Raw genomic sequence first — 23,295 nt, forward strand, 5'->3', positions numbered from 1 at the left:
GCCGCAGGACGGGGTCGCCGGCCCCGGAACGGGTACGACGAGGAGGGGCACAGCCATGCCGAAAGCGCAGGAGACCGCCGTCTACACGCACGGGCACCACGAGTCGGTGCTGCGGTCGCACACCTGGCGGACCGCCGCCAACTCCGCGGCCTATCTGCTCGGTTCACTGAAGCCCCACATGAAGATCCTGGACATCGGCTGCGGACCGGGCACCATCACCGCCGACCTGGCGGAACTGGTTCCCGACGGCCGGGTCACCGGCGTCGACCAGGCGCCGGGAATCCTGGAGCAGGCCCGGGAGACCGCTGCCGCGCGCGGTCTGGGCAACGTGGACTTCGCGGTCGCCGACGTGCACGCCCTGGACTACCCCGACGACACCTTCTGCGTGGTCCACGCCCATCAGGTGCTCCAGCACGTCGGCGACCCGGTGCAGGCGCTGCGCGAGATGCGCCGGGTGACGAAGCCGGGCGGGTTCATCGCCGTACGCGACGCGGACTACGCGGCGATGACCTGGTATCCGGCGGTGCCGGGCCTGGACGACTGGCTGGACCTGTACGAGCGGGTCGCCCGGGCCAACGGTGGCGAGCCCGACGCCGGGCGCCGGCTGAAGGCCTGGGCGCTGGCCGCGGGCCTCACGGACATCACGGCCACCTCCGGCACCTGGACGTTCGCCGCACCGGAGGAGCGGACCTGGTGGAGCGGGCTGTGGGCGGACCGGACCCTCGCCTCGGCCTACGCCGAGCGGGCCGCCCAGGGCGGTCACGCGACGCCGGAGCAGCTGCGGGCGGTGTCCGAGGCCTGGCGGGAGTGGGGCCGGCGGGAGGACGGCTGGTTCACGGTGGTGCACGGCGAGATCCTGTGCCGCAAAGAGGTCACCGGTCCTCGCGGGTGAACTCCCCGGTGAAGGAATAGGCGGCCCAGGGGCCGGTGAGTTCCACCCGGATTCCGGGCGACTCGCCCTTCGTACGGTCCACCAGTTCCACGAATTCCTCGGACTCGGCCCGCGACACCAGATAGGCCGCGTCGAGCACGTTCCGGCCCGGCGCCTCGGAATGCGGGGGCTGCGGCGGGTACAGCCGGACCTCCTCGGCATGCCGGGAGAGGCGCTCGTGCAGGGTCCGGGCGTAGGTCTCGTCGGCCCGCTCGCTTTCGGCGTACGCCCTCACGCCCCACTCCACCCGGCCCTCCAGCCGGTCGAGGGTGTGCCGGAAGTCGTCCTCGCGGGCCTCGATCATCGTCCGGACCCCGCTGTCGTCCCGGAAGACGGTGGCGGGCCGCAGCGGCAGCGGGGTGGTGACGGTGGTGAGCGCGTCGATCACGCCCTGGTGGGCCCGGGCGGTGGCGGCCAGCCAGTCGTGGTCCGCCAGGCGGGCCCGCAGGGCCTCCTCGCAGAAGTCGCCCTCCGGGACCGTACTGACGACCGCGACCAGCCCGTGGTGGTGCAGCAGCGCGGGCGGCGCGCCCCCGACGCCCGTCAGCTGGGCCTGCAGGGGCGCTCCGAGGGGGCGGCAGACGGCGTAGACGTAGCGCAGTCCGGTCATGGGGCCTCCTAAGGCACACGGCCGGCTTCCAGTCGATCCCATCTGCTCCGACTTGTCGACCGAGACGCCGGACACTGCGCGTCCGGGCTGGTCAGCGCAGGGACGCGAGGCGGCGGCGGGCCGGGTCCAGGGCGCGGCCGCGGGCCGCAAGGCCGCCCCAGGGGTCGGTGCGGGCCTGGCCGACGGCGTCGGCGACGGCGACGGCGACGGTCCAGCGGCGGGCGTCGACACCGGGGTCGTCCACCTGGTCCCAGCTGAGCGGCACCGCGACGGGGGCGCCGGGCAGGGCGCGCACGCTGTAGGGGGCGACGGCCGTCTGTGCGTAGGCGTTGCGCTGCACGTCGAGGTAGAGGCGGTCGCCGCGGTCGTCCTTGCGGGCGGCCGTGGTGAGCCGGTCCGGGTGCGCTCTTTGCGCGAACTCGGCGACTTCGTGGGCGAACGGGCGGACCTCGTCGAAGTCGTGGCGTCCGTTCAGCGGCACGACGAGGTGGAGTCCGCGCGAGCCGGTGGTCATCGGCGCGGCGGGCAGGCCGAGTTCGTCCAGCAGCTCGTGGAGCCATCCGGCGGCCTGCCGGACGGGCGCGAAGTCGTCGCCGGGAGGGTCGAGGTCGAAGACCAGCCGGTCGGGGTGGTCGGGGCCGCCGGCCCGGTCGGTGCGGGAGAGCCAGCGGTGCAGGGTGAGACAGGCCTGGTCGGCGAGGTAGACGAGGGTGGCGGTGTCGTCGCACACGACGTGCGTCACCGTGCCGCCCTCCTTGGCGACCTCGGCCCGGGTGATCCAGTCCGGGTAGTCGTCCGGGGTGTTCTTCTGCATGAACCGGGCCCCGTCCAGGCCGTCCGGATGCCGTTCCAGCATCAGCGGACGGCCCCGCAGGTGCGGCAGCAGGTACCGGGCGACGGACCGGTAGTAGTCGGCGAGGTCGCCCTTGGTGTACTCCTTCGCGTCCTGCGTGCCCGGGAAGAGCACCTTCCCGGGCCGCTGGATCTCCACCGTGCGGCGGCCGGCCCGGATCGGGCGCACCCCGTCGTCGGGGTCGGCGGTCATCCCACGATCGCCTCCTCGACCAGCAGTTTCGCCGCGGCCGCGATGCCCAGGGCGTCGATGCCGGCCGCGTGCAGCTGCTCGTCGGGTGCGGCCGAGCCCGGCATGGTGCGCACCGCGAGCCGGACCAGGCGGGGCACCGGCCCGCCGTCGCCGAACGCCTCGGCGACGGCATCGCCGAGGCCGCCCTGCTCGTGGTGGTCCTCGACGGTCACCAGGCAGCCGGTCTCCTCTGCGGCCCGGCGCAGGGTCTGCCCGTCGACCGGCTTGACGGAGTACAGGTCGACCACCCGCACCGCGATGCCGTCCTGCGCGAGCCGGTCGGCGGCGGCCAGCGCCTCGTGCACGGTGACCCCGGCCGCGACGACGGTCAGCCGGTCCTCGTCACCGGAGCGCAGCACTTTGCTGCCGCCGACCGGGAACTCCTCGTCCGGGCCGTAGATCACCGGGCTCGCGCCGCGCGACGTGCGCAGATAGCGGATGCCGTCGAGGGCGGCCATCTCCGCGACCAGCCGGGCGGTCTGGTTGGCGTCGCACGGGTACAGCACGGTCGAGCCGTACACGGCCCGGAACATCGCCAGGTCCTCCAGGCCCATCTGCGAGGGCCCGTCCTGGCCGATCGCGACACCCGCGTGCGAGCCGACCAGATTGATGCCGGACCCGCTGATGGAGGCCATGCGCACGAAGTCGTGGGCGCGGGTGAAAAAGGCCGCGAACGTGGAGGCGTACGGCACCCAGCCGCGTGTCGCCATGCCGACGGCCGCGGCGACGAGCTGCTGTTCGGCGATGTAGCACTCGAAGAAGCGGTCGGGGTGCTCCTTGGCGAACAGCTCGGTGCGGGTGGAGTCGCCGACCTCGCCGTCCAGGGCGACGATGTCGCCGCGGGCGGTGCCGAGCGCGGCAAGGGCCTTGCCGAAGGCGTCCCGGGTGGCGACCTCCTCCCCCTGGTCGTAGTGCGGCAGTTGGAGGACTTCGGTGGTGAGGGAGCGGAGGACCGCGGCGGCGGGCGGTTCGCCGACCGTGACGTGCAGCTCGCGCGGGCCGCCCAGTTCGGCGATGGCCTCCTCGGGCTCGGGCAGCGGCTTGCCGTGCAGGCCTTCGCGGTCCTGGACGGCGGCGACGCCCTTGCCCTTGAGGGTGCGGGCGAGGATCACCGTGGGCTGCCCGGTCGTCGACAGCGCCTCGCCGTACGCCCGGTCGATCGCGTCGACGTCGTGCCCGTCGACAGCGATCGTGTGCCAGTCGAAGGCCTGGAAGCGGCGGGCGTAGGCGGCCAGGTCGTGGCCGTGCCGGGTCGGGCCGCGCTGGCCGAGCCGGTTGACGTCCACGATCGCGACGAGGTTGTCCAGGTGCTCGTATCCGGCGTGCTCGGCGGCCTCCCACACGGAGCCCTCGGCCAGCTCGCTGTCCCCGCACAGCACCCACACGCGGTAGCCGGAGCGGTCCAGCCGTTTCCCGGCGAGGGCGATGCCGACGCCGACCGGCAGGCCCTGGCCGAGCGAGCCGGTGGCCGTCTCCACCCAGGGCAGCCGGCGCGGGGTGGGGTGTCCTTCGAGGCGGCTGCCGAGCTTGCGGAAGGTGAGCAGCTCGCCGTCGTCGATGACACCGGCCGCCTTGTAGGCGGAGTACAGCAGGGGCGAGGCGTGTCCCTTGGAGAGGACGAAGCGGTCGTTGGCGGGGTGTTCGGGGCGCTCGAAGTCGTAGCGCAGATGGCGGGCGAGCAGGACGGCCATCAGATCGGCGGCGGACATCGAGGAGGTCGGATGCCCGGACCCGGCAGCGGCGGCGGCCCGCACGCTGTCCACGCGCAACTGCTGCCCGAGTTCGGCGAGTTCGGCGGTGTTCATGAGTCTCCTTCTGCTGCGCCCGGGGAGTTCGGGCGGTGTGCGAGGGCTGGGAGGGCGCCGGGCAGTTCGGGTGACGCCGTGTCCAGCGGGACCGCCCAGGAGCGGACCAGACCCAACTGGACGCCCTGACGCGGCAGTACGGCCTCCAGGAGCCAGTCGGCGGCGACGCGGACGCGGTTGCCGGGCAGCGCGGCCAGGTGGTAGCCGCGGGTGACCGCGCCGGCCGGCGGGCCGGACAGCGGGATACCGAGCGGGTTGGCGGTGGCCCGGACGCCGCCGAGGTCGACGGCGAAGCCGAGGTCACGGTGGCGGTAGGCGCGCCGGCGCCGGCCGAGGCCGAGCGAGGCGGCCACGTTCTCGCCGGCCACCTTGCCCTGGCGCCAGGCGTGCTGGGCGGTCATGGAGGTGAAGCTGCCGGGCTGCCCCAGATCGGGTACGGCGGCCGCGTCGCCGCAGGCGAACACCTGGGCGCGGCCCGGCACCTGGAGATAGGGGTCCACGATCAGCCGGCCCCGCTCCAGGGGCAGCCCGACGGCCTCGACCAGTGGATCGGGGCGTACCCCGACGCACCACACCAGGGTCCGTGTCGCCACGAACTCGCCATCGGTCAGCAGCACCCCGTCGGGGGTGGCCTCCTTCACCGAGGTTCCCGTCCGTACGTCGACGCCCCGCGCCCGCAGCACCCGGTCGGCCGTACGGGAGAGCCGCTCGTCCAGCCCGGGCAGGACCCGGGGCGCGACGTCGAGCAGGATCCAGCGCGGCCGCCGGGAGCCGGGCAGCCGGCGGCGCGCGAGGCTGTCGGTGAGCAGGTGCAGGTGCGCGGCCACTTCGGTGCCGGTGTAGCCGGCGCCGGCCACGACGAACGTGCACCGGGCGGCGCGGACGTCCGGGTCGTCGTCGGCGGCGGCGAGTTCCACCTGCCGGGTGACGTGGTCGCGCAGGTACAGCGCCTCGGGCAGCCCGCGGAACCCGTGTGCGTGCTCGGCGACGCCGGGGATCGGCAACAGCTTGTTGACGCTGCCGACCGCGAGGACCAGCCGGTCGTAGCCGAGGGTGCCGGCGCCGCCCTCGGGGTCCGTGTAGGAGACGGTGCGCCCGTCCAGGTCGACGCGGCCGGCCTCGCCGAGCACCAGTCGCACCCCGTGCAGGGTGCCGGGCAGCGAGACGGTGACCCTGCGGGCCTCCAGGATCCCGGCGGCGACGTGGGGCAGCAGGGGCAGATACAGGAAGTAGTCGGTCGGATTGAGCAGGGTGATGCCGACCCGGCCCCGGGTCAGCCGGGCGAGCGTGCGGGCGGCCCGGTACCCGGCGAAACCGGCGCCGACGATCACGACACGGGGTCGACTCACGGTGTGCCTCCGGGGGTCCGGCTCCTTGGAGGCCTTCCGCGTAACCGGGCCCGGGCCACCCAAACGCCACCGGCCTCACCCGGATGCCGACCGGGCCCGTCCCGGCCGGCATCCGCCGGGAGCAGGCCCGGTGGTGCGGACCCTCGGGGTCGATGGGCGGACAGGGCGGGGCCTCGGACGGCATCGACGGACAGGACACGCCGACCGGGCAGGGCAGGCCGCCGGGACCCACGAGACCCAGAGCCGGCGGCCCGCACCCTCGGGGACGACGGCCACCCACGACAGAGCCTCAACGAACACCGACCCCTGCGGGCGGGGCAGGCAGCCCGGGTCAGGCCCGGTGGTGCGGACCCTCGGGGTCGATGGGCGGACAGGGCGGGGCCTCGGACGGCATCGACGGACAGGACACGCCGACCGGGCAGGGCAGGCCGCCGGGACCCACGAGACCCAGAGCCGGCGGCCCGCACCCCCGGGAACGACGGCCACCCACGACAGAGCCTCAACGAACACCGACCCCTGCGGGCGGGGCAGGCCGCCGGCATCAGGCCCGGTGGTGCGGACCCTCGGGGTCGATGGGCGGGAAGGGCGGGGCCTCGGACGGCATCGGCGGGTAGGGCACGCCGAGTCCGCCGGGCGGGCCGGCCGGCGGGGTGCCGCCGATCACGTGGCCCGGGGTGGAGGGGTGCGGGTGCTTCGGGTGGGCGGCGCCGCGCAGGACGAAGGCGAGAACGCCCAGGATCGCCGCGGTGATCAGCGCGGCGGCCCAGCCCGGCAGACCGGCCGCGAGGCCCAGGCCCAGGGCGAGCGCGAGCGCGAGCGCGCCGCCCGCGTACAGGGCGACGGCGCCCGAGGCGGCGTACAGCATGGCCGTGCGGCGCTGCTTGCGGCTCTGCTCGCGCAGCTCGTCGCGCACCGTCTCGCGTGCCACCTGTGCCAGCTCTTCGACAAGGTGCTTGTCCAGATGTTCCAGGTGATCCAGGTGATCCTTACGGTCCATGAACTGCGGGTACCCGCTGTGCACGACGTGTAACAGCGTCGGCCACCGCCGTGGCCTGTGCGGGCCGGGCCGCCCCAACTAGGCTCGTCCGCATGGAGATTCTGGGCGCCTCGCTGCGCATCTGCGTCGACGACCTCGACACCGCGATCCCCTTCTACGAACGTCTCGCGGGCGGCAGAGCTCTCCGGTTCGAACGCGGTGGCGTGCGGGTCGCCGCGGTCGGCTCCTTCCTGCTGATGAGCGGTCCCGAAGCCGAGCTGGAGGTGCTGCGCAAGGTGGCGGCCACGATCGCCGTGAAGGACGTGGACGAGGCCCACCGGCTGCTCGCCGACCTCGGCGCCCGGATCATCGCGGGACCGGTGGAGACGCCGGCGGGCCGCAATCTGCTCGCCATGCATCCGGACGGCTCGCTGTTCGAGTACGTGGACCACCGGGGCTGAGCCTGCCGCTCAGGGCGACTCCGGTCGCATCCGGAAGTCGTAGCGCGCGGGCAGGGGCTCGTCGGTGAGGCGGGCCCACAGCCGGCTGATCGCCTCCGCGCCCTCGCGCAGGTCGGCCACCTCGAACCCCTCCTCGAACACGGCCCGGGCCTCGGCGCGCCGTCCCTCGGCGAGGAGCAGTTCGGCCTCCAGCAGCCGGAACCGGCCGCGCCGCCGGACGGCGGGCCGCAGCCGCTCCCACACGGCGCGGGCGTCGGCCGTCCGCCGGACCCTGAGCAGCGCCTGAAGGGTCTCGCGGCCGAGCGCGGCCACGGCGGCCGTCCAGGCCTCGCCGTCGTCGCGCCGCTCGCGGCACAGGTCGTCGAAGGCCTCCGCGTACCGTTCGGCGGCCCGCTCGTGGTGGCCGGACTCCTGGTCGGCCACGGCCAGACAGCGCAGCAGCGGCCACAGGGACGGCGCGAGGTGCAGCGCCCGCTCCCAGCTGCGCACCGCCTGGGCACGGTCGCCCGCATGCCACTGGGCGACGCCGAGGTGGTACTCGGTGTGCGGGGTGGCGGGCGCGGTCTCCAGCATGTCCCGCCAGTGCGGGGCGACGAGGGTACCGCCGGGCGGGCGGACCCGGCGCGGCTCCGGCAGTGCACCGGTGCGCAGCAGTTCCAGCCAGGGCGCCTGTGCCTCGCCGAGGGTGGACTCGGGAAACGGCGTGCCCGGCAGTTTCCAGTCGGCGCGCAGTACTTCGAGTGCGCCCCAGCCGGAGCCGGCGGCCAGGATCTCGCCGGGTTCGGTGTCGGCGTACGGCTTCCAGGCCGCGTACGCCTCTTCGACGCGGGCGCGCGGCAGGACCGCCGCGAGCCGCTCTTCGGCGCCCTGGACGAGCGCCGTCCACTCGCCCTCGCGGGGTGCGTCGAGCGGCCCGTACGCCTCCAGCCAGGACACCTCGCTCTCCGGCTCCAGCCGGACGTGCTCCAGCTGGGTGCGGGCGAGCCCCGCCTGGATCTCGCAGTAGCCGCCGGTGCCGGGCTCGGTGAGCCACTGCTGCCAGCGCCGGCCGCCGGGCCCGCTCCCCCACACGAACAGCTTGCGGCCGCGCAGCACATCGGTGGAGGTCTGCACCAGCCCGTGTCCGTCCGCGTCCAGCGCGGCGATCCAGCGGCGCCGGCCGTCCGGGACCTCGTAGAAGTAGTCGGCGGCGAAGGGGCTGTTGAGCGGGTACGTGCGATCGATGCCGTCGTACGACGGGACGGGCACGCGGCGCAGCCGGCGCTCGTAGCCGATGGGGGTACCTCCCACGCCCTCAAGGCAGTGGGGGAGCCAGGCTTCCTCGGCGGGGGCGAGGATCCGGCGTTCCTCGGGCACGGCGATGTTGGACCACCAGTACGTGGGGGCCGGGCGCTCGTGCGGATTACGGATCCGGACGCCGACGTGGAGGAACTCCGAGCCCTCCGGGAGCCACAGGTCGACCTGGAAGGGCAGGTCGCGCAGCCGCTCCCACTCCCACAGGCGCAGCATCTCACCGCCGTCGGGGGCGGGGACGCGGGCGGCGTGCAGGGGCGCGCAGGAGAGGGTGGTGTGGCCGGTGGCGCCGATGTTCCATTCGATGCCGCCGGAGTACCAGGCGCCGTTGAGGGCGAAGCCGGCGGGCTGGAACACCGGGTTGCGGTAGAGGAGTTCGCGTCCGGTGGGCAGGTGGAGCAGGGAGACGATGCGGCCGCCGAGACCGGGCAGGACGGTGGCGCGCAACCGGTCGTTCTCGATCACCAACGCGTCGAGGGTGCGGGGTTCGCGGGTTCTGTCGTAGCCGTCGCGCACGCGCACCGGCAGCAGGCTGTGCAGTGGCTCGTACTCGAGCTGCCGGGCCATGTCGCACGGCGTGTCGTCGCGTGCTCGGTCGTCGATGCGGTGGATCTCGTCGAGCGGGCGGAGTGGGGGCAGGGGGTTGTCGGGTCCCAACTGCGCGGCGGGCAGGGTCAGTACCTCACGTCGGATCCTCGTCACGATGACCAGGGAACCCGGCGCGCGGTGAGTCGGCCAGGGGCGCTGCCGGTCAGGATTGCGCAAAGGCGTCCGCGACCACGCTCGGCGAGCAGCGCGCCGGCGGTGCCGTCCGGGTCGAGGCCGGGTTCGTGGACGGTGACGCCGAGGCCGGCACAGTGCGGGCGGGCGAGCAACGGTCGCAGCAGCTCGACCAGTTCGGCCGTCGGGGTGGGGGCTGTCGACGGCGAGCAGACGGACGGGGCGAGGACGCCCGCGTGCGGGTGCACCCAGAAGCCGTCGAGCCCGGGCACCTCGAATGCCTGTGCGGCGGCCCGGGCGAGGGCGCCTGCGCCCTACGCGCGGATGTGCCCGACGGTGACCACCGGGATCTTCGGCGCGGCGAGTTCGGCCCGGCCCTCCACGAAGCAGTCGCGGATGCCGAGGAACCGCACGTCCTCGACCCGCAGGTAGGGCCCGAGCCCCTCCGGGTTGGTCAGGTCCCGCTGCCCGCGCCCGGTGCCCGGCACGACCTCCTGGCCGCTCGCCGCGCCGATCCGGTCGGAGTTGCCTGGGTGGCGGAAGTCGGGCGAGGCGTCGATCGCCGCCGGCCCGTACGGCCCGGACGGCGCAGGGCGAGCAAGGCGCCGACCTGGATGGAGCAGTCGCCGCCGAGGACGAGGGGGGAAGTCACCGGCGCGGACGTGGTGTTCTCCGCTGCTCGCGCAGGGCGTCGGCCAGTTCGTGGCAGCCGGGTACGGTGCCGGGGGCGGGCGGGCGCAGGCCGAGGCTGGAGGGGGCGTCGAGCACCACGAGAGTCGGCATGCCGACCCCCCCCTCGCCGAAGAAACGATCAGCCGCCGGAGCGCATCTCCGCGGTCAGCGCCCAGCGTTCGTGATCCCGCCAGGCTCCGTCGATGAAGATCATGTCGGGTGAGAAGCCTTCCAGACGGAAGCCGGCGCCCCGCGCCAGCGCGACGGAGGCGGCGTTGTCGGGCTGTACGTTGATCTCCAGGCGGTGCAGCCCCAGCGGCCCGAACGCGTGCCCGATCACCAGCTCCAGGCCCTCGCGCATCAGCCCCCGGCCGGCCGCGTGCACGAAGGCGCCGTAGCCGAGCGCGCCGCACTGGAAGCCGCCTCGGACGATGTTGTTGATGTTGATGAACCCGGCGATGTCCCCGGTGCCCTTCTCACACACGAGGAATCCGGCCCTGGCCGGATCTTCGATGAGCGGCCCGGCGTAGGCGGCGTAGCCCTCGTCGGTGTCCGGCGGGAACAGCCACGGCCGGTGCAGATCCTTGCTCTCCCTGGCCCGGGCGGTGAACTCGGGACCGTCCTCGAGGGTGAAGGGACGGATTCCCACGCGGGGGCCTATGGCGAGATAGCGGGATGCGGTGTTCGGCATCCGGCCAGCCTACGCGTCACCGGTCACGGCGCTTCATGGCACAAGCGCCGAGCAGGGCCGCCCACAGCGGCACGTCTTCGGGCTCATGCGGCCAGGCTGGGGCCGGGGGCGCCGGCCCGCACGGCGGGTGGCGCCCTCCGGGTGACTCAGCCACCGAGGACCGGCAGTTCCAGCACCCCGGTGTCCCCGGGCGCGCTGACCACGGTGACCGGCTTGATCCCCCGGTTGCCGTAGTACGCGTCGTCGCTCGCCGCGATCACGAACCGCAGCCGGTGCCCCTTGGCGTACCGGTGCACGATGCCCGGCAGCGTCACGGTGAAGCTCTGGGTCACGTCGGGCACGCGGACCGGCGCGACCAGCCGGTGCACCAGCGTCCTGGTGCCGTCGGGCGCGACGTCGTACAGCTTGGCGAACAGCACGAGCTTGTCGGCCGCGTCGCCGGAGTCCTGCGTCCGCTCGGCCTTCGGCGACACGACCCTCAGGGTGGCGCGGGGCGCGCCGACGACATCCGTGGTGCGGGCGAGGGGCTCGCTGGTCCAGCCCAGATAGGTGCCCTCGGTGTCGTAGGGCGCCGGGTCCGGCAGCCCGAGGAGCCCGGTGAGGGAATTCTCCGAATGGCTCGTGGAGATCAGCCGGTTGGTGTACGTACGGCTGCCCCGGGCGACCTTCGCGCGGTTGTCGACGAGCTTGCCGTCGCCGGAGAGGTAGAGCTTCTCGGTGAGGGCGGGAAGGCGGGCGGCGGTGGCGTAGGTGCGGTCGGGGTCGGTGATCCAGTCGCGGTAGTAGGCGAGGGCCGGCCCGGTGTCGGCGCCCTTGTGCCCCCGGAGGTAGCGGTCGAACCAGGCGAGGATCCGCCTGCCCACATAGCTGGACTCCAAGTTGCCGTGAAGCAGGTTGAGTTCACCGGTGTCCGGGTCGCTGGTGCCGCCGCTGTGCCCCCAGGACTGCCAGATCATCTTGGCGGGCGTGCCCTGGTCCTTGAGCGTCTTGTACGTCGCCGTCGCCTCGTTGAGGTCGAAGAGGGTGTCGGCCTGCCCCTGGACCAGCAGGGTCGGCGCCTTGACCCGGCTCAGATACGACACCGGGGAGACGCTGTGGGCGTAGGTGAGCAGCTCGGCGGTGGCGTCGGCCGGGTAGCTGCCGGAGTCGAGGGTGTGGATGATGTCGCAGGCCGGGGTGACGAAGTGCAGGCAGGCAAGGGAGTTGATCCGGGACGGGTCGAGGTTCGGCTCGGTCAGCGGCTGGCTCTCGCCGGCGAGGTAGAAGCCGTTGGTCCACTGCCACTTGAAGGCGCCGGGGACGGTCCCGGCGGTGTTGTTCGGGTCCAGCGAGTAGGCCAGGTCGTTCCAGGTGACCAGGGGCACGAGCGCGTCGACGCGGTGGTCCACGGCGGCCGTGGCCAGCTGGATCGCGCCTCCGTAGGAACCGCCGATCATGCCGACGCGCGGGTCACCGGCGGAGTCGAGGGTGACGAAGTCGGCCCTGGTCCCGTCGTCGGTGGTCCTTCGTCCGCCCAGGAAGTCGATGAGCCGGGAGGCGGCGATGCCGTCGATGCCCGGGTCGTCCATCGAGATGAGGCAGCCGGACTTGCCGAAGCCGAGTCCGGAGTAGATGAGGGAGACGTAGCCACGCTCGGCGAAGGCTTTGCCGATGACATCGGTCGAGCCGTCGGACTTGCTCCCGCCGAAGCCGTTCGTGGCGAGCAGGGCGGGTGCGGGGTGGGAGCGGTCCACGCCCGCGGGGCGGTAGAGGTCGGCGTCCACCGTGCAGGTGCGACCACCGGCCTGGACGGTGAACTTCAGTGCGGTGACGGTGTATCGACCGCTCGCGGCTGTGGGAGCGGTGAGGGTAAGGGGTGCGGTGAGCGCGACACCCAGGGCGAGAGCGAGCGGGGCCCGGGATCTGGGCACGCGTCGGGACACGGAGACCTCCATACTGAGGCAACGCGGATACCGGCCGGTAGGTAGCGGCCGTTCACCATGCTGTGACACGTGTCAGATCACGGTCAATCCAGCTAACGTGTGGTTTCTTGACAGGGATTCAGTAGCGAATCTCAGCGCAGGGCGGGCTCGTCCAGCATCAACGTGCCGGCGTCCGCGTCGAGTTCGGCCGTGACGCCGAAGGGTATGGTCAACGCACCCTCGCAGTGACCGAATCCGAACTCCTCGACGACGGGGACGCCGAGCGAGCCGAGGCGGTCGGCGAGCATGGGCCGCACCCGTTCGTAGGGATCGCACCGCTCCCAGGAGCCGAGCAGCACCCCGCGCACCCCCTCCAGCCAGCCCGCGCGCAGCAGCTGGGTGAGGTAGCGGTCCAGCCGGTACGTCTCCTCGCCCACGTCCTCCAGGCACAGCAGTCCGCCGCGCGCCGAGGGGCGGGCCTGCGGGGCGCCGCGTTCCGCGGCGAGCAGGCTCAGACAGCCGCCGAGGGTGACACCGCGGGCCCGGCCCGGGACGAGGGCGGTGCCGTCGGAGGCGATGGTGCGGACGGTCTCCGGGGCGAAGAGCGTGGCCCGCAGATGCCCCTGCGCCCGATCGTTCTTGGTGAAGTCGATGCCGGCCGCCATCGGCCCGTGCAGGGTGGCGAGCCCCAGGCGGGTGGCGAAGGCCTCGTGCAGGACGGTGATGTCGCTGAAGCCGACGAACACCTTGGGCCCGGCGGCGCGCATCGCCTGCCAGTCGAGCAGGTCGATCATCCGCTGCACGCCGTAGCCGCCGCGGGCGCACAGGACCGCGTCCACCGCCGGGTCGCACCAGGCGTTCTGGAAGTCGGCGGCGCGGTCGGCGTCCGTGCCCGCCAGGTAGGCGAACTCCCCGTGCCGGTCCAGCGCATGGGGCGCCACCACCGGGTCGAGATCCCAGCCGCGCAGCACGTCGAGCCCCGCCTGCAGCCGCTCCTCGGGCACCGGCCCGCTGGCGGCCACCACGGCCACGCGCGCGCCGGGGGCCAGCCGGGCCGGTCGTACCAGTTCTCTCACGTGCGCAACTCCAACTCCGGGACGCCGGACGCATCCAGCTCGAACACCTGAACGTACAGGGAAAGTTCGGCCTCCAGGGCGCGGACCATGGTCTCGGCGCGCCGGAACCCGTGGCCCTCCCCCTCGAAGGCGAGATAGGCGTGCGGCACGCCCCGGCCGTCGAGCCGGGCCAGGAAGCGTTCGCACTGGGAGGGCGGGCAGATCACGTCGTCCAGGCCCTGGAGCAGCAGGAAGGGCGCGCGGAGCCGGTCCGCGTGCGCGGCGGGCGAGCGCTCGGCGTAACGGGCGGGGACCTCGGCGAGCGGGCCGATCAGCGACTCCAGGTAGCGCGACTCGAAGTCGTGGGTCTCCCCCGGGCCCCAGGTGGTGAGGTCGAGGACGGGGTAGCTGATCGTGCCGCAGGCGTAGACGTCGGTGGTGGTCAGGGAGGCGGCGGTGGTCCAGCCGCCCGCGCTGCCGCCGCGGATCGCGAGCCGGCTGCGGTCGGCGGTGCCCTCCTCGGCGAGGGCGAGGGCGACGGCCGCGCAGTCCTCGACGTCGACCACGCCCCACTGTTCGCGCAGCCGCTCGCGGTAGGCGCGCCCGTACCCGGTGGAGCCGCCGTAGTCGACCTCGGCGACCCCGATGCCGCGCGAGGTGAAGTAGGCGATCTCCAGGTCCAGCACGAGCGGCACCCGGCTGGTGGGTCCGCCGTGCGCCCAGATGACGTACGGCGGCAGCTCGCCGTCGAGGGCGGTGCGGTCGGGGCTGTGCGGAGGGTAGATGTGGGCGTGCACCTCGCGGCCGGCCGGGCCGGTGAAGGTGCGGATCTGCGGCTCGGGGTAGTACGCCGGGTCGACGGGATCCCGGTGCCGGGCACCGATCGCCCGGGCGCGCCCGCCGGTGGTGTCCAGCTCGACCACTTCGTATGCGGTACGCGGGCTGGCGCCGACCGCGACGACCCGCTCGCCGTGGGCGGCGAGGCCGGGCGCGAACTCGGTCCACGGTCCGGCGGCGTCGACGACCTCGCCGGATTCCGGATCCAGTATCCCGAGTACGGTCGACCCCCGGCCGTGTACGACCGCGATCAGCCCGTCGGCCAGCGGCGCGAACCAGCGCAGGCCCAGCTTCCACAGCGGCCCGGCGAACTCCTCCTCGCGTGGGCACAGCGGGATGCCGTCCCGGTACAGGTTCCACCAGCCGCTGCGGTCGCTTGCATACAGCAGACGGCCGTCTGCAGACCACTCCGCCTGTGCGACGGCCTCCTCCGGACCGCCCGCGACCGTGTGGACCGCATGCAGTACACCGTCGTCACCGATCTCGCCGACGAGCAGTTCCGTGCCGTCCCACGGCATCCGCGGATGATCCCAGGCGAGCCAGGCGGCCCGGCGGCCGTCGGGCGAGAGGCGGGGGCCGGTGACGAACCGGTGCCGGTCGTCGGTCAGCTCGCGCACGGCGGCCCGGTCCTCGGCGGCCGAGCCGTCCAGCGGTACGGCGGCCAGGACACGCCGGACGTCGCCGGGACCGTCCCCGGTGAACTCCTCCAGGACGCACCACACTTCACCGCGGGCGAGGTCCACCTTCGGTTCCGCCCAGCGCAGCCCGCCGCCCACCGGTGACAGGGGCGTCAGCGGGCGCGGCTCGGCGCCGGGCTCGTACCGGTACAGCCGTTGGTCGGCGAAGTGCGTGAACACCACCAGGGGCCCGCTGTCCCACTCAACCCCGGTCCAGGGCCTGCCCCCGTACTCGATGACCCGGCTGCGCACGTTCCACGGCGCGGGCAGCACCGTCTCCTCGCCGCCGTCCGCCGAGCGCCGCACCAGCGCCCGGCGCCCGCCCTCGGCGGGCCGGGGCTCGGTCCACCAGACCTCGTCCCCGACGAACCCCACCCATTCCGGCAGCCCGTCGTGCGCGGCGGCGAGCGCCGCGTCGATGGGCGAGGGCCAGGAGCCGTACGCCGACCTCAGCATCGTGTCCACCCTCCCCTAGGCCGTCCGCAGGAAGCGGTCGAGGACCCGGACGCCGAAGTGCAGCGCCTCGACGGGGACGCGCTCGTCGACGCCGTGGAACAGCGCCTGGTAGTCGAGGTCCTCGGGCAGCTTCAGCGGCGTGAAGGCGTAGCCGGTGATGCCGAGCCGCGAGAACTGCTTGGCGTCGGTACCGCCCGACATGCAGTACGGCACCACATGCCCCTCCGGTGCGAACTCCTCGACGGCCGCCCGCATCCCGGCGAAGACCGGCGAGTCCACGGGTGCCTGCAGCGCGACCTCCCGGTGGGCGAACTCCCAGTCCACGTCCGGCCCGGTGAGCCGGTCGAGGGTGGCGCGGAACTCCTCCTCGCCGCCCGCCAGACAGCGCCCGTCCACGAAGGCGACCGCCTCGCCCGGGATGACGTTGACCTTGTAACCGGCTTCCAGCATGGTCGGGTTGGCGCTGTTGCGCAGGGTCGCCTCGACCAGCTGGGCGGCCGGGCCGAGCTTCTCCAGCAGCCGGTCGAGCTCCCGGAAGTCGGCCTCGATGCCGTAGAGGGTGGCGAGGCCGGTGAGGGCGGCCCGTACGGTCGGGGTGAGCCTGAGCGGCCACTCGTACTCGCCGATCCGGGTGACGGCGGCGGCGAGCCTGGTCACCGCGTTCTCCTTGTTCACCCTGGAGCCGTGTCCGGCCCGGCCGCGCGCGGTGAGCTTCAGCCAGCCGGTGCCGCGCTCGCCCGCACCGATCGGGTAGATCTGCCGCCCGGCGCCGTCGTGGAAGGTGAAGGCACCGGCCTCGCTGATGCCTTCCGTACAGCCCTCGAACAGTTCCGGATGCCGGTCGGCGAGGAACCCGGAGCCGTCCTCGGCGCTGGCCTCCTCGTCGGCGGTGAACGCGATGACCAGGTCGCGGCGGGGCCGTACGCCCTGCCGGGCCCAGGAGCGGACGACCGCCAGGATCATCGCGTCCATGTCCTTCATGTCGACGGCGCCCCGCCCCCACACCACACCGTCGCGAATCTCGCCCGAGAACGGATGCACGCTCCAGTCGGCGGCGTCGGCCGGCACCACGTCGAGGTGGCCGTGCACGAGCAGCCCGTGGGCGGACGGGTCGGTGCCCTCGATCCGGGCGACGACATTGGTCCGCCCCGGCGTCCGCTCCAGCAGCAGCGGTTCCAGCCCCGCCCCGGCCAGCCGCTCGGCCGCGTACTCGGCGGCGGGCCGCTCCCGGCAGTCCCCGCCGCCCCGGTTGGTGGTGTCGATCCGGATCAGGCCGGAGGCGAACTCGACCACCTCGTCCAGGGCCTGCTCGTCAGCCATACTGCTCCTCCACCGCGGCCGAGACGATCGTGGTGAGCGCCTTGAAGGTACGGATCCCTTCGTACATGGTGTCGCTGGTGTACGCCACCTTCCGCTCGCCGATGCGCGCGACCCCCGGCACGACGGTCGCGGCCATCGCCAGGTGCTCGGCGTCGACCTCGACGGCGACGGTGAACGGGCCGCCGTGCACGGGTTCGTGCCGGACCGCCAGCTGTGCGGCCTCCTTGGCCGCCGCGCGGATGTCGGCGGCGGTGCGGGCCGGGGTCCGGCACACCGCCGCGTACCGCGACACATGGTCCTTGACCGCGACCTTCAGCGCCCCGGGCGCATACCCGAGCGCGTCGTCGCAGGCCACGTCGTCGCCGGTGACGAGCACGACGGGCACGCCGTACTCGGCGACGACGTGCGCATTGAGCAGACCCTCGCTCGCGCGGACGTCGTTCACCCACACCCCGGTGATCTGGTTCGCGAGGTAGGTGTGCGCGAGGACACCCTCCATGCCGGCGCCGGCGTGGTAGCCGACGAACGCGATGCCGTCCACGTCACCGTGCTGGACGCCCTCCACCATGGACAGCGCCTTGTGCCGCCCGGTGAGCATCTCGACCCGTTCGTCGAGCCGCTCCAGCAGCAGGTTGCGCATGGTCCAGTGGGCCTCGTTGACGAGTACCTGGTCGGCGCCGCCGTCGAAGAAGCCCTCCACGGCGGCGCCCACGTCCGAGGTGAACATCGACCGGCAGCGCTCCCACTGCGGCGTCCCCGGCAGCACGTCGGCCGGCCAGGTGACGCCGGTGGCGCCCTCCATGTCCGCGCTGATGAGGATCTTCATGGTTCTCTCTCCTCTCCCCGGGTCGGTTCACCGGACTCCCCAGACTGACATCATCACGTCGTCGTGGCTGTGCCCCGGGGCGGCCCGCGTGTCATGCGTCCTCGCGCAGCCCGATACGGTCGTGGAGGCGGCGCAGCGGACCGGGGGCCCACCAGTTGGCCCGCCCGGCCAGCCGCATGAACGACGGCACGAGCACGGCCCGGACGAGCGTCGCGTCCAGTACCACCGCCAGTGCGAGGCCGACGCCGAGCAGTTTCAGCAGGGTCACCCCGGAGACGGCGAAGACGAACAGCACTGCGGCGACGAGGACCGCCGCGGCCGTGATGATCCGGCCGGTGTGCTGGAGGCCGAAGGCGACGGACTCCGTGTTGTCGCCGGTGCACAGGTAGCGCTCACGGATGCGGGAGAGCAGGAAGACCTCGTAGTCCATGGAGAGCCCGAAGGCCACGCAGAACGTCAGGATCGGGATGGTGGCGTCCAGGGTGCCGGTGTGCGGCGGGCTGCCCACGAGGAACGACAGGTGCCCCTCCTGGAACACGAACACCATCGCCCCGAAGGTGGCACTGAGGCTGAGCGTGTTGAGCACCAGTGCCTTCACCGGCATCAGGACGCTCCCGGTGAACAGGAAGAGCAGCACCAGGGAGGAGCCCACCACGATGCCGATCGCGGCCGGAGTGGCCCGGGCGATAGCCGAGGTGCTGTCCTCGACCTCGGCGGCCCGTCCGCCCACCGACACCGTGGCCCCGGCCGGCGGCGCCACCTCCCGCAGGCGGCCCACGAGCCGGGTGCCGGCGGACGAGTTCTGCTCCACCGACGAGACCACCAAGAGCAGCGTGCTGTCGCCGTCCACCAGCGCGGCGGCGGCCGGGCCCGCCCCCCGGACCCGGAGCCCGGCGGCGTACCTGCCGGGCGCCGCACTCACCTGGCGGACGTCGGGCACCGCGGACAGCGCACGGGCGTAGGGCTCCAGGTTCTGCACCCGGTCGCGCCCCACGCCCTGCACCACCACCGGGACGGTGCCCAGCGCGTCGGCGTCGAAGCGGTCGCGCAGCAGCTGCGTGGCGCGGTGCACCTGGGAGGAGGCAGGCAGTGAGCGGTCGTCGAACAGGCCCGAGGCGACCCGGGTGAACGGGGATGCGAGGACGGCCAGCAGCACCACCACGCCGCCGCCGTAGAGCACCGGACGGCGCATCACCGCGGTGGCGAACCGGTACCAGCGTCCGGCCTCGGGGGCCGCCGCCGGGCCTGCCGTGCGTCGCGCCGGGCCGCGCAGCCGGACGAAAACGTCGTAGCGGTCGACCCGATGGCCCAGGACGGCCAGCAGCGCGGGCAGGACGAGGACCGCCCCCGCCGCCGCGGAGAGCACCACGGCGATGCCGCCGTAGGCGAAGGAGCGCAGGAAGAACTGGGGGAAGACCAGCAGGGCGACGAGGGACAGGGCGACGGTGAGGGCGGAGAACGCGACGGTGCGCCCGGCCCGGCGCACGGTGGGGCCCAGGGCCTCCTGCACCGTGGCGCCGGCGCGCAGCTCCTCCCGGAAACGGGCGAGGATGAACAGGCTGTAGTCGATGGCGAGTCCGAGTCCGAGCGAGGTGGTGGAGTTCATCGAGTACACCGAGATCGGCACGGCGCCCGCCAGGGCGTTGAGCACCGCCCGGCTCACCAGGACCGACAGCAGCGCGATGACCAGCGGCAGGGTGGCGGCCACCGCGCCGCCGAAGACCAGCAGGAGCAGGACCAGGGTGATCGGCGCGGCGATCGCCTCGGCGAGCAGCAGGTCGTGCGCGGTGCGCCTGCCGACCTCCGACTGCACCTGCGCGGGGCCGGCCGCCAGGACCGTCAGGCCCTGCGCATGCCGTCGGATGTCCGGTACCACCCGGTCGGCGGTCTTCGCCCGGTCGTCCTCGTCACCGCTCAGGGAGAGCGTGACCAGCCCGACGGAGCCGTCACGGGAGCGCAGCGAGGGCGCGCGCTGCGCCGTCCAGTACGAGGTGGCGGCCCGCACGCCCGGAGTGTGCGCGGCGCGACGGGTCAGGGCGGTGCCGAGGGAGGTCATCTCCGGTGAGTCGACGTCGGTCGTGCCGCGCAGCAGCAGCACCAGGTCGTCGCCGGCGGAGGGGAAGCGCTCGGCGACCAGGCGGGCGGCGCGGGCGGACTGCGCGCCGGGGTCGGAGAAACCGCCGTGGACCAGCCGGTGTTCCACGCCCAGGCCGCCGGTCCAGGCGAGGACGAGAGTGACTGCGCTCACCCACAGCACGGCGACGCGCCGCCGGTACAGTGCCGCGCTGACGCGGTCCAGCATGACAGTTCCTTCCTGGGTCGAGCAGTCTGTCCGGACAAGGGCAAAGGCAAGGGGCCCGCGGTGTCCGCAACCGCCGGTTCAGCGCCTGCCAGTTCGATTGATGGGCGGGCCCTGAGCTGGCGATACTGGCTCCCGAGCACTGACGCCGAGGCGAAGTGGGGCCCATGCATCAAGAACGCGCACTGCCGGAACTGCTCGGCCTCCTCGACATCGAACCCGCTCCCGGCCGGGAGGACGGGGACCACTTCCTCGGGCGCCCTCCCCAGGAGCAGTCCTCCCCGGTGTACGGAGGGCTGCTGGCCGCCCAGGCGCTGGCCGCCGCCGGGCGTACGGTGTCCGGCGAACTGCCCGTGCACTCCGTGCACTGCTCCTTCCTGCGGCCCGGCCTGCCGACCGCGCCCTTCGACTACCGGGCCGAGCGGGTGAAGGACAGCGCTTCCTTCGCCACCCGGCGGGTCCATGCGGCCCAGCGCGGCCGGGAGGTGTTCGCTCTGACCGCCTCCTTCCACCGCCCCGAACCGGGCCTCGGCCACCAGGACCCGATGCCGCCCGTCCCGGACCCGGAGGGCCTGCCGACCTACGAGGAACGGCTGACCAAGGCGTTCGGCGAGGTGGTCGCCCCCCTCGGGAAGCCGTATGAGACGCGCTTCGTCGGACCGTTGAGCTTCGACGCCGAGAAGGACCCGGCGCTGCTGTCCTCCCGGACGCAGGTGTGGGTGCGCATCAAGGGCGAGGTGCCGGCCGAGGCGACCACCGGCCGCGAACGGCTGCTCCACGCCTGCCTGTTGGTGTACCTCTGCGACGTGACCATGCTGGAGACGGTGCTGGTCCGGCACGGGGTGTCGTGGTTCCACGCCAGTGGCCGGAGCCTCGACTACACCGTGTGGATCCACCACCCGTTCCGCGCGGACGACTGGCTGCTCTGCGCCCACGAGACCCCAGTGGCTTCCGGGGGACGGGGCCTGGTCCTGGGCCGGGTCTTCACCCGCGACGGGGTGCTGGTCGCCACCCTCGCCCAGGAGGGCCTGCTCCGGGTGAGCGGCGACCACGGGGGCGTCGGCTGAGGCCCCGTCGCCGCGGCACGGCGGGCGCCGGCACCCCCGGTGCGGCGGGCTACACGACCAGACCGCCGGAGATCTCGATGGCCTGCCCGGTGATGTAGCGGGCCCGGTCGCAGGCCAGGAAGCACACCAGGTGTGCCACGTCCTCGGGGGAGCCGAAGGCATGGCCGGGAATCAGGGACCTGAGGAACTCGGCCTTGTCCTCGGGGATCGCGGCCGTCATGTCGGTCTCGATGAGACCGGGGGCGACGGCGTTGACGGTGACACCCCGGGCGCCGATCTCCTTGGACAGCGCCTTGGTGAAGCCGATGACCCCGGCTTTGGCGGCGGAGTAGGCCGTCTGGCCGGGAGTGCCGTGCATCCCCGAGGAGGAGGCGATGTTGATGATGGCACCGCTGCGCTGTTTCACCAGGGGCATCAGCAGGGGCTTGGTGACGGTGTACATGCTGTCGAGGTTGGTGCCGATGACCTCGTGCCACTGCTGGGGGCCCATACGGGCGAACAGGGTGTCGCGGGTGACGCCCGCGTTGTTGACGAGGACGTCGAACCGGTCCAGGTGGCCGAGGGCCGAGGCGGCGAACCGTTCGGCCGCCGCGGTGTCCGCGACATCGGCGTACAGCGGGGTGCAGCGCCGCCCCGGGTGGGCGGTACGCAGCTCGTCGGCCAGGGCGCGGGCCTGCTTCTCACCGCTGTGGTAGCCGAAGACGACGTCGGCGCCCTGCGCCAGCGCCAGCCGGACGACGGCGGCGCCGATGCCCCGCGATCCGCCGGTGACCACACAGCCGCGGCCCGCCAGCGGAAGGTCATCCGTCACTGCGCACCCCCGGCGTCACGGTGGCAAGCCGGCGGGACTCCTTCTTGCGCTGCGCGGCCTCCTCGCGCAGTTCGCGGTAGCGCTCCTCGGCGATCAGGGTGGAGATCATGGGGGCGTAGAACGGGCCGTCGCCGACCAGCTTGATCCGCTCCGCGGTGATCTCCGCGTAGCCCCGCTCGGCCAGGGCGTCCCAGACGGTGGCGAACTTCTCGTAGACGTCGAGACCGAAGGCGACGCGGTAGTGGACCCGGTTGATCTCCGTGCTGATGAGGCTGCGGAAGAGCAGCATCAGCAGCCAGTCCTCCAAGGTGTGCCGGAAGCCGCGCTCGACCGGGAACCGTCCGCCGTCGACGGCCGCCTTGTACTGCGGCAGGCTGCGGTGGTTGATGAACGACCACGAACGGCCCGGCGCAAGGGCGGGGGTGCCGAAGAAGGTGATCGCCGCGTAGCCGAGCCCCAGGGTGTCGACGTGCTCGAAGCGGGTGGTGTAGCCCTCGCGGAAGTCCTTGGCCGCCGGGTCCCCGGGGCGGCGGAAGTTGTACGTCGACAGCTGCTCGTAGCCGTGGTCGAGCAGGAAGTCGCGTCCCGCCCGGTACATCTCCAGGTTGGCCAGCGTGCTGGGCAGTTCGTGGTAGCGGTTGAGAGCGAAGTCGGTGGGACCGCCGACGTTCAGCTCGTAATGGGTGATGTCGTGGACGTCCCAGGAGACCAGGGTCTCCAGGTCCTCCAGCATGGTGTCGACGGTCTGCTGGGGCCAGCCGAAGATGAGGTCGACGTTGGCGGCCAGGCCGAGTTCGCGGGCCCATTCCAGGCTCTGGATGACGTGTTTGGTCGTCTGTTTGCGGCCGCTGAAGCTGTTGAGCCGTTCGTTGATCTGCTGGACACCCATGCTGATCCGGTTCATCCCCGCGTCGCGGATGGCCTGCATCTTCTCCCGGGAGAAGAGCTGGGGGATGCCCTCCAGGGTGAGGTCCGCCTGGTCCGGGATCTCGGGGAAGAGGCGGCGCACCATGTCCATCAGCCGGTGGTAGACGGGGGGCCGGTAGAGGTTCGAGGTGCCTCCGCCGAAGTAGGCCCCGGCGAGGACGGCGCCCTCCATCTGCTCCCGGTACATCTCGGCTTCGCGTTCCACGTAGCCGTAGTAGTTCTCCAGCGCCGCGTTGCCCGTGAACTCCTCGACGGGGAACAGGCAGTACCCGCACTTTCCGGGGTCGGTCGGGAGGCAGTACGGGACGCCGACGTAGAGGAACACATGGGACTGGTCACCCGCGGCGCGCAGGCGCATGCGGTCCTCGCCGATCTCGTCCAGGGGCACGGACGGCTCGTCCCAGAACCGCGGGGACGGGAAGCCGTGCTGGATCTTGTTGACCTGGCGTTCGGCGAGACGGCTGTCGAGGTAGCTGTTGACGTGGTCGGGGCTCAACACGGTGGCAGGCACTTCCCCTCTGGGTGGG

Annotated in this window: 18 protein-coding genes and 1 pseudogene; 3 read left to right on the top strand and 16 right to left on the bottom strand. The window is 73.0% G+C overall.

Annotated features, from left to right (window positions below):
- Positions 1–55 precede the first annotated feature (55 nt).
- Positions 56–892, top strand: a complete 837-nt coding sequence (locus AQI88_RS02700) for a class I SAM-dependent methyltransferase (protein ID WP_066991054.1) — start codon at positions 56–58, stop codon at positions 890–892.
- Here the strand turns inward: AQI88_RS02700 and AQI88_RS02705 are convergent.
- From AQI88_RS02705 to AQI88_RS02725, 5 genes are all read right to left on the bottom strand, one after another.
- On the bottom strand, positions 873–1,541 hold the full coding sequence (locus tag AQI88_RS02705) for a GvpL/GvpF family gas vesicle protein (RefSeq protein ID WP_066991057.1): 669 nt from the start codon (positions 1,539–1,541) through the stop codon (positions 873–875). The genes AQI88_RS02700 and AQI88_RS02705 overlap by 20 nt on opposite strands.
- Positions 1,542–1,632: 91 nt before the next feature.
- On the bottom strand, positions 1,633–2,586 hold the full coding sequence (ligD, locus tag AQI88_RS02710; protein ID WP_066991060.1) for a non-homologous end-joining DNA ligase: 954 nt from the start codon (positions 2,584–2,586) through the stop codon (positions 1,633–1,635).
- Positions 2,583–4,430 carry a transketolase gene (locus AQI88_RS02715; protein ID WP_066991063.1) on the bottom strand — a complete coding sequence of 616 codons (1,848 nt, stop codon included), beginning with the start codon at positions 4,428–4,430 and terminating at the stop codon, positions 2,583–2,585. The genes ligD and AQI88_RS02715 overlap by 4 nt, the downstream gene beginning before the upstream one ends.
- Entirely contained in the window at positions 4,427–5,779 is a 1,353-nt protein-coding gene (locus AQI88_RS02720) for an NAD(P)/FAD-dependent oxidoreductase (protein ID WP_066991066.1), read from the bottom strand. Before AQI88_RS02720 ends, AQI88_RS02715 begins: the two co-directional genes overlap by 4 nt.
- A 541-nt stretch (positions 5,780–6,320) precedes the next feature.
- Positions 6,321–6,776 (bottom strand): phage holin family protein, encoded by a 456-nt coding sequence (locus AQI88_RS02725; RefSeq protein ID WP_066991635.1) that lies wholly within the window; start codon positions 6,774–6,776, stop codon positions 6,321–6,323.
- Positions 6,777–6,868: 92 nt separating this feature from the next.
- On the opposite strand from AQI88_RS02725, the gene AQI88_RS02730 reads away from it, so the two are divergent.
- On the top strand, positions 6,869–7,216 hold the full coding sequence (locus tag AQI88_RS02730; protein WP_066991069.1) for a VOC family protein: 348 nt from the start codon (positions 6,869–6,871) through the stop codon (positions 7,214–7,216).
- A 9-nt stretch (positions 7,217–7,225) separates the two neighbouring features.
- On the opposite strand, the gene AQI88_RS02735 is transcribed toward AQI88_RS02730, so the two are convergent.
- From AQI88_RS02735 to AQI88_RS02775, 9 genes and pseudogenes are all read right to left on the bottom strand, one after another.
- Positions 7,226–9,220 (bottom strand): DUF5107 domain-containing protein, encoded by a 1,995-nt coding sequence (locus AQI88_RS02735; protein ID WP_066991638.1) that lies wholly within the window; start codon positions 9,218–9,220, stop codon positions 7,226–7,228.
- Positions 9,208–10,012: pseudogene (locus tag AQI88_RS02740) on the bottom strand (arginase family protein). The gene AQI88_RS02735 and the pseudogene AQI88_RS02740 overlap by 13 nt, the downstream one beginning before the upstream one ends.
- Before the next feature lie 28 nt (positions 10,013–10,040).
- Positions 10,041–10,592: a GNAT family N-acetyltransferase gene (locus AQI88_RS02745; protein WP_066991074.1), complete on the bottom strand. Its 552-nt coding sequence runs from the start codon at positions 10,590–10,592 to the stop codon at positions 10,041–10,043.
- 146 nt (positions 10,593–10,738) lie between these two features.
- Positions 10,739–12,526, bottom strand: coding sequence for a CocE/NonD family hydrolase (locus tag AQI88_RS02750; protein ID WP_066991077.1), 1,788 nt, complete (start codon positions 12,524–12,526; stop codon positions 10,739–10,741).
- Positions 12,527–12,645: 119 nt separating this feature from the next.
- Positions 12,646–13,569 (bottom strand): S66 peptidase family protein, encoded by a 924-nt coding sequence (locus AQI88_RS02755; RefSeq protein WP_066991079.1) that lies wholly within the window; start codon positions 13,567–13,569, stop codon positions 12,646–12,648.
- Positions 13,566–15,518, bottom strand: a complete 1,953-nt coding sequence (locus AQI88_RS02760; protein WP_066991082.1) for a S9 family peptidase — start codon at positions 15,516–15,518, stop codon at positions 13,566–13,568. The genes AQI88_RS02755 and AQI88_RS02760 overlap by 4 nt, the downstream gene beginning before the upstream one ends.
- Before the next feature lie 15 nt (positions 15,519–15,533).
- Entirely contained in the window at positions 15,534–16,838 is a 1,305-nt protein-coding gene (locus AQI88_RS02765) for a M20/M25/M40 family metallo-hydrolase (protein ID WP_066991084.1), read from the bottom strand.
- Complete coding sequence (locus AQI88_RS02770; protein WP_066991087.1) at positions 16,831–17,664, bottom strand: M55 family metallopeptidase; 834 nt, start codon at positions 17,662–17,664, stop codon at positions 16,831–16,833. The genes AQI88_RS02765 and AQI88_RS02770 overlap by 8 nt, the downstream gene beginning before the upstream one ends.
- A gap of 91 nt (positions 17,665–17,755) precedes the next feature.
- Positions 17,756–19,966: an MMPL family transporter gene (locus AQI88_RS02775; RefSeq protein WP_066991090.1), complete on the bottom strand. Its 2,211-nt coding sequence runs from the start codon at positions 19,964–19,966 to the stop codon at positions 17,756–17,758.
- 164 nt (positions 19,967–20,130) lie between these two features.
- Between AQI88_RS02775 and AQI88_RS02780 the strand changes: the two genes are divergently transcribed.
- Positions 20,131–21,030, top strand: coding sequence for an acyl-CoA thioesterase (locus AQI88_RS02780; protein ID WP_066991093.1), 900 nt, complete (start codon positions 20,131–20,133; stop codon positions 21,028–21,030).
- Between the two features lie 49 nt (positions 21,031–21,079).
- On the opposite strand, the gene AQI88_RS02785 is transcribed toward AQI88_RS02780, so the two are convergent.
- Both AQI88_RS02785 and AQI88_RS02790 read right to left on the bottom strand, forming a co-directional pair.
- A complete protein-coding gene (locus tag AQI88_RS02785; protein WP_066991096.1) occupies positions 21,080–21,841 on the bottom strand; it encodes an SDR family oxidoreductase in 762 nt (253 codons plus the stop codon).
- The gene (locus tag AQI88_RS02790; RefSeq protein ID WP_159050287.1) at positions 21,831–23,279 is read right to left on the bottom strand and encodes a coproporphyrinogen-III oxidase family protein; all 1,449 of its coding nucleotides are present in this window, start codon (positions 23,277–23,279) and stop codon (positions 21,831–21,833) included. The genes AQI88_RS02785 and AQI88_RS02790 overlap by 11 nt, the downstream gene beginning before the upstream one ends.
- Positions 23,280–23,295 lie beyond the last annotated feature (16 nt).

The organism is Streptomyces cellostaticus, from assembly GCF_001513965.1.
GTDB classification, from domain to species: Bacteria; Actinomycetota; Actinomycetes; order Streptomycetales; family Streptomycetaceae; genus Streptomyces; species Streptomyces cellostaticus.

What these genes read in the sequence shown, in the direction of transcription:
- AQI88_RS02700 (WP_066991054.1), top strand. Translation starts at nt 56, where the DNA reads ATGCCGAAAGCGCAGGAGACCGCCGTCTACACGCACGGGCACCACGAG.
- AQI88_RS02705 (WP_066991057.1), bottom strand. Translation starts at nt 1,541, where the DNA reads ATGACCGGACTGCGCTACGTCTACGCCGTCTGCCGCCCCCTCGGAGCG.
- AQI88_RS02745 (WP_066991074.1), bottom strand. Translation starts at nt 10,592, where the DNA reads ATGCCGAACACCGCATCCCGCTATCTCGCCATAGGCCCCCGCGTGGGA.
- AQI88_RS02715 (WP_066991063.1), bottom strand. Translation starts at nt 4,430, where the DNA reads ATGAACACCGCCGAACTCGCCGAACTCGGGCAGCAGTTGCGCGTGGAC.
- AQI88_RS02780 (WP_066991093.1), top strand. Translation starts at nt 20,131, where the DNA reads ATGCATCAAGAACGCGCACTGCCGGAACTGCTCGGCCTCCTCGACATC.
- AQI88_RS02765 (WP_066991084.1), bottom strand. Translation starts at nt 16,838, where the DNA reads ATGGCTGACGAGCAGGCCCTGGACGAGGTGGTCGAGTTCGCCTCCGGC.
- AQI88_RS02775 (WP_066991090.1), bottom strand. Translation starts at nt 19,966, where the DNA reads ATGCTGGACCGCGTCAGCGCGGCACTGTACCGGCGGCGCGTCGCCGTG.
- AQI88_RS02750 (WP_066991077.1), bottom strand. Translation starts at nt 12,526, where the DNA reads ATGGAGGTCTCCGTGTCCCGACGCGTGCCCAGATCCCGGGCCCCGCTC.
- AQI88_RS02760 (WP_066991082.1), bottom strand. Translation starts at nt 15,518, where the DNA reads ATGCTGAGGTCGGCGTACGGCTCCTGGCCCTCGCCCATCGACGCGGCG.
- AQI88_RS02770 (WP_066991087.1), bottom strand. Translation starts at nt 17,664, where the DNA reads ATGAAGATCCTCATCAGCGCGGACATGGAGGGCGCCACCGGCGTCACC.
- AQI88_RS02730 (WP_066991069.1), top strand. Translation starts at nt 6,869, where the DNA reads ATGGAGATTCTGGGCGCCTCGCTGCGCATCTGCGTCGACGACCTCGAC.
- AQI88_RS02725 (WP_066991635.1), bottom strand. Translation starts at nt 6,776, where the DNA reads ATGGACCGTAAGGATCACCTGGATCACCTGGAACATCTGGACAAGCAC.
- ligD (WP_066991060.1), bottom strand. Translation starts at nt 2,586, where the DNA reads ATGACCGCCGACCCCGACGACGGGGTGCGCCCGATCCGGGCCGGCCGC.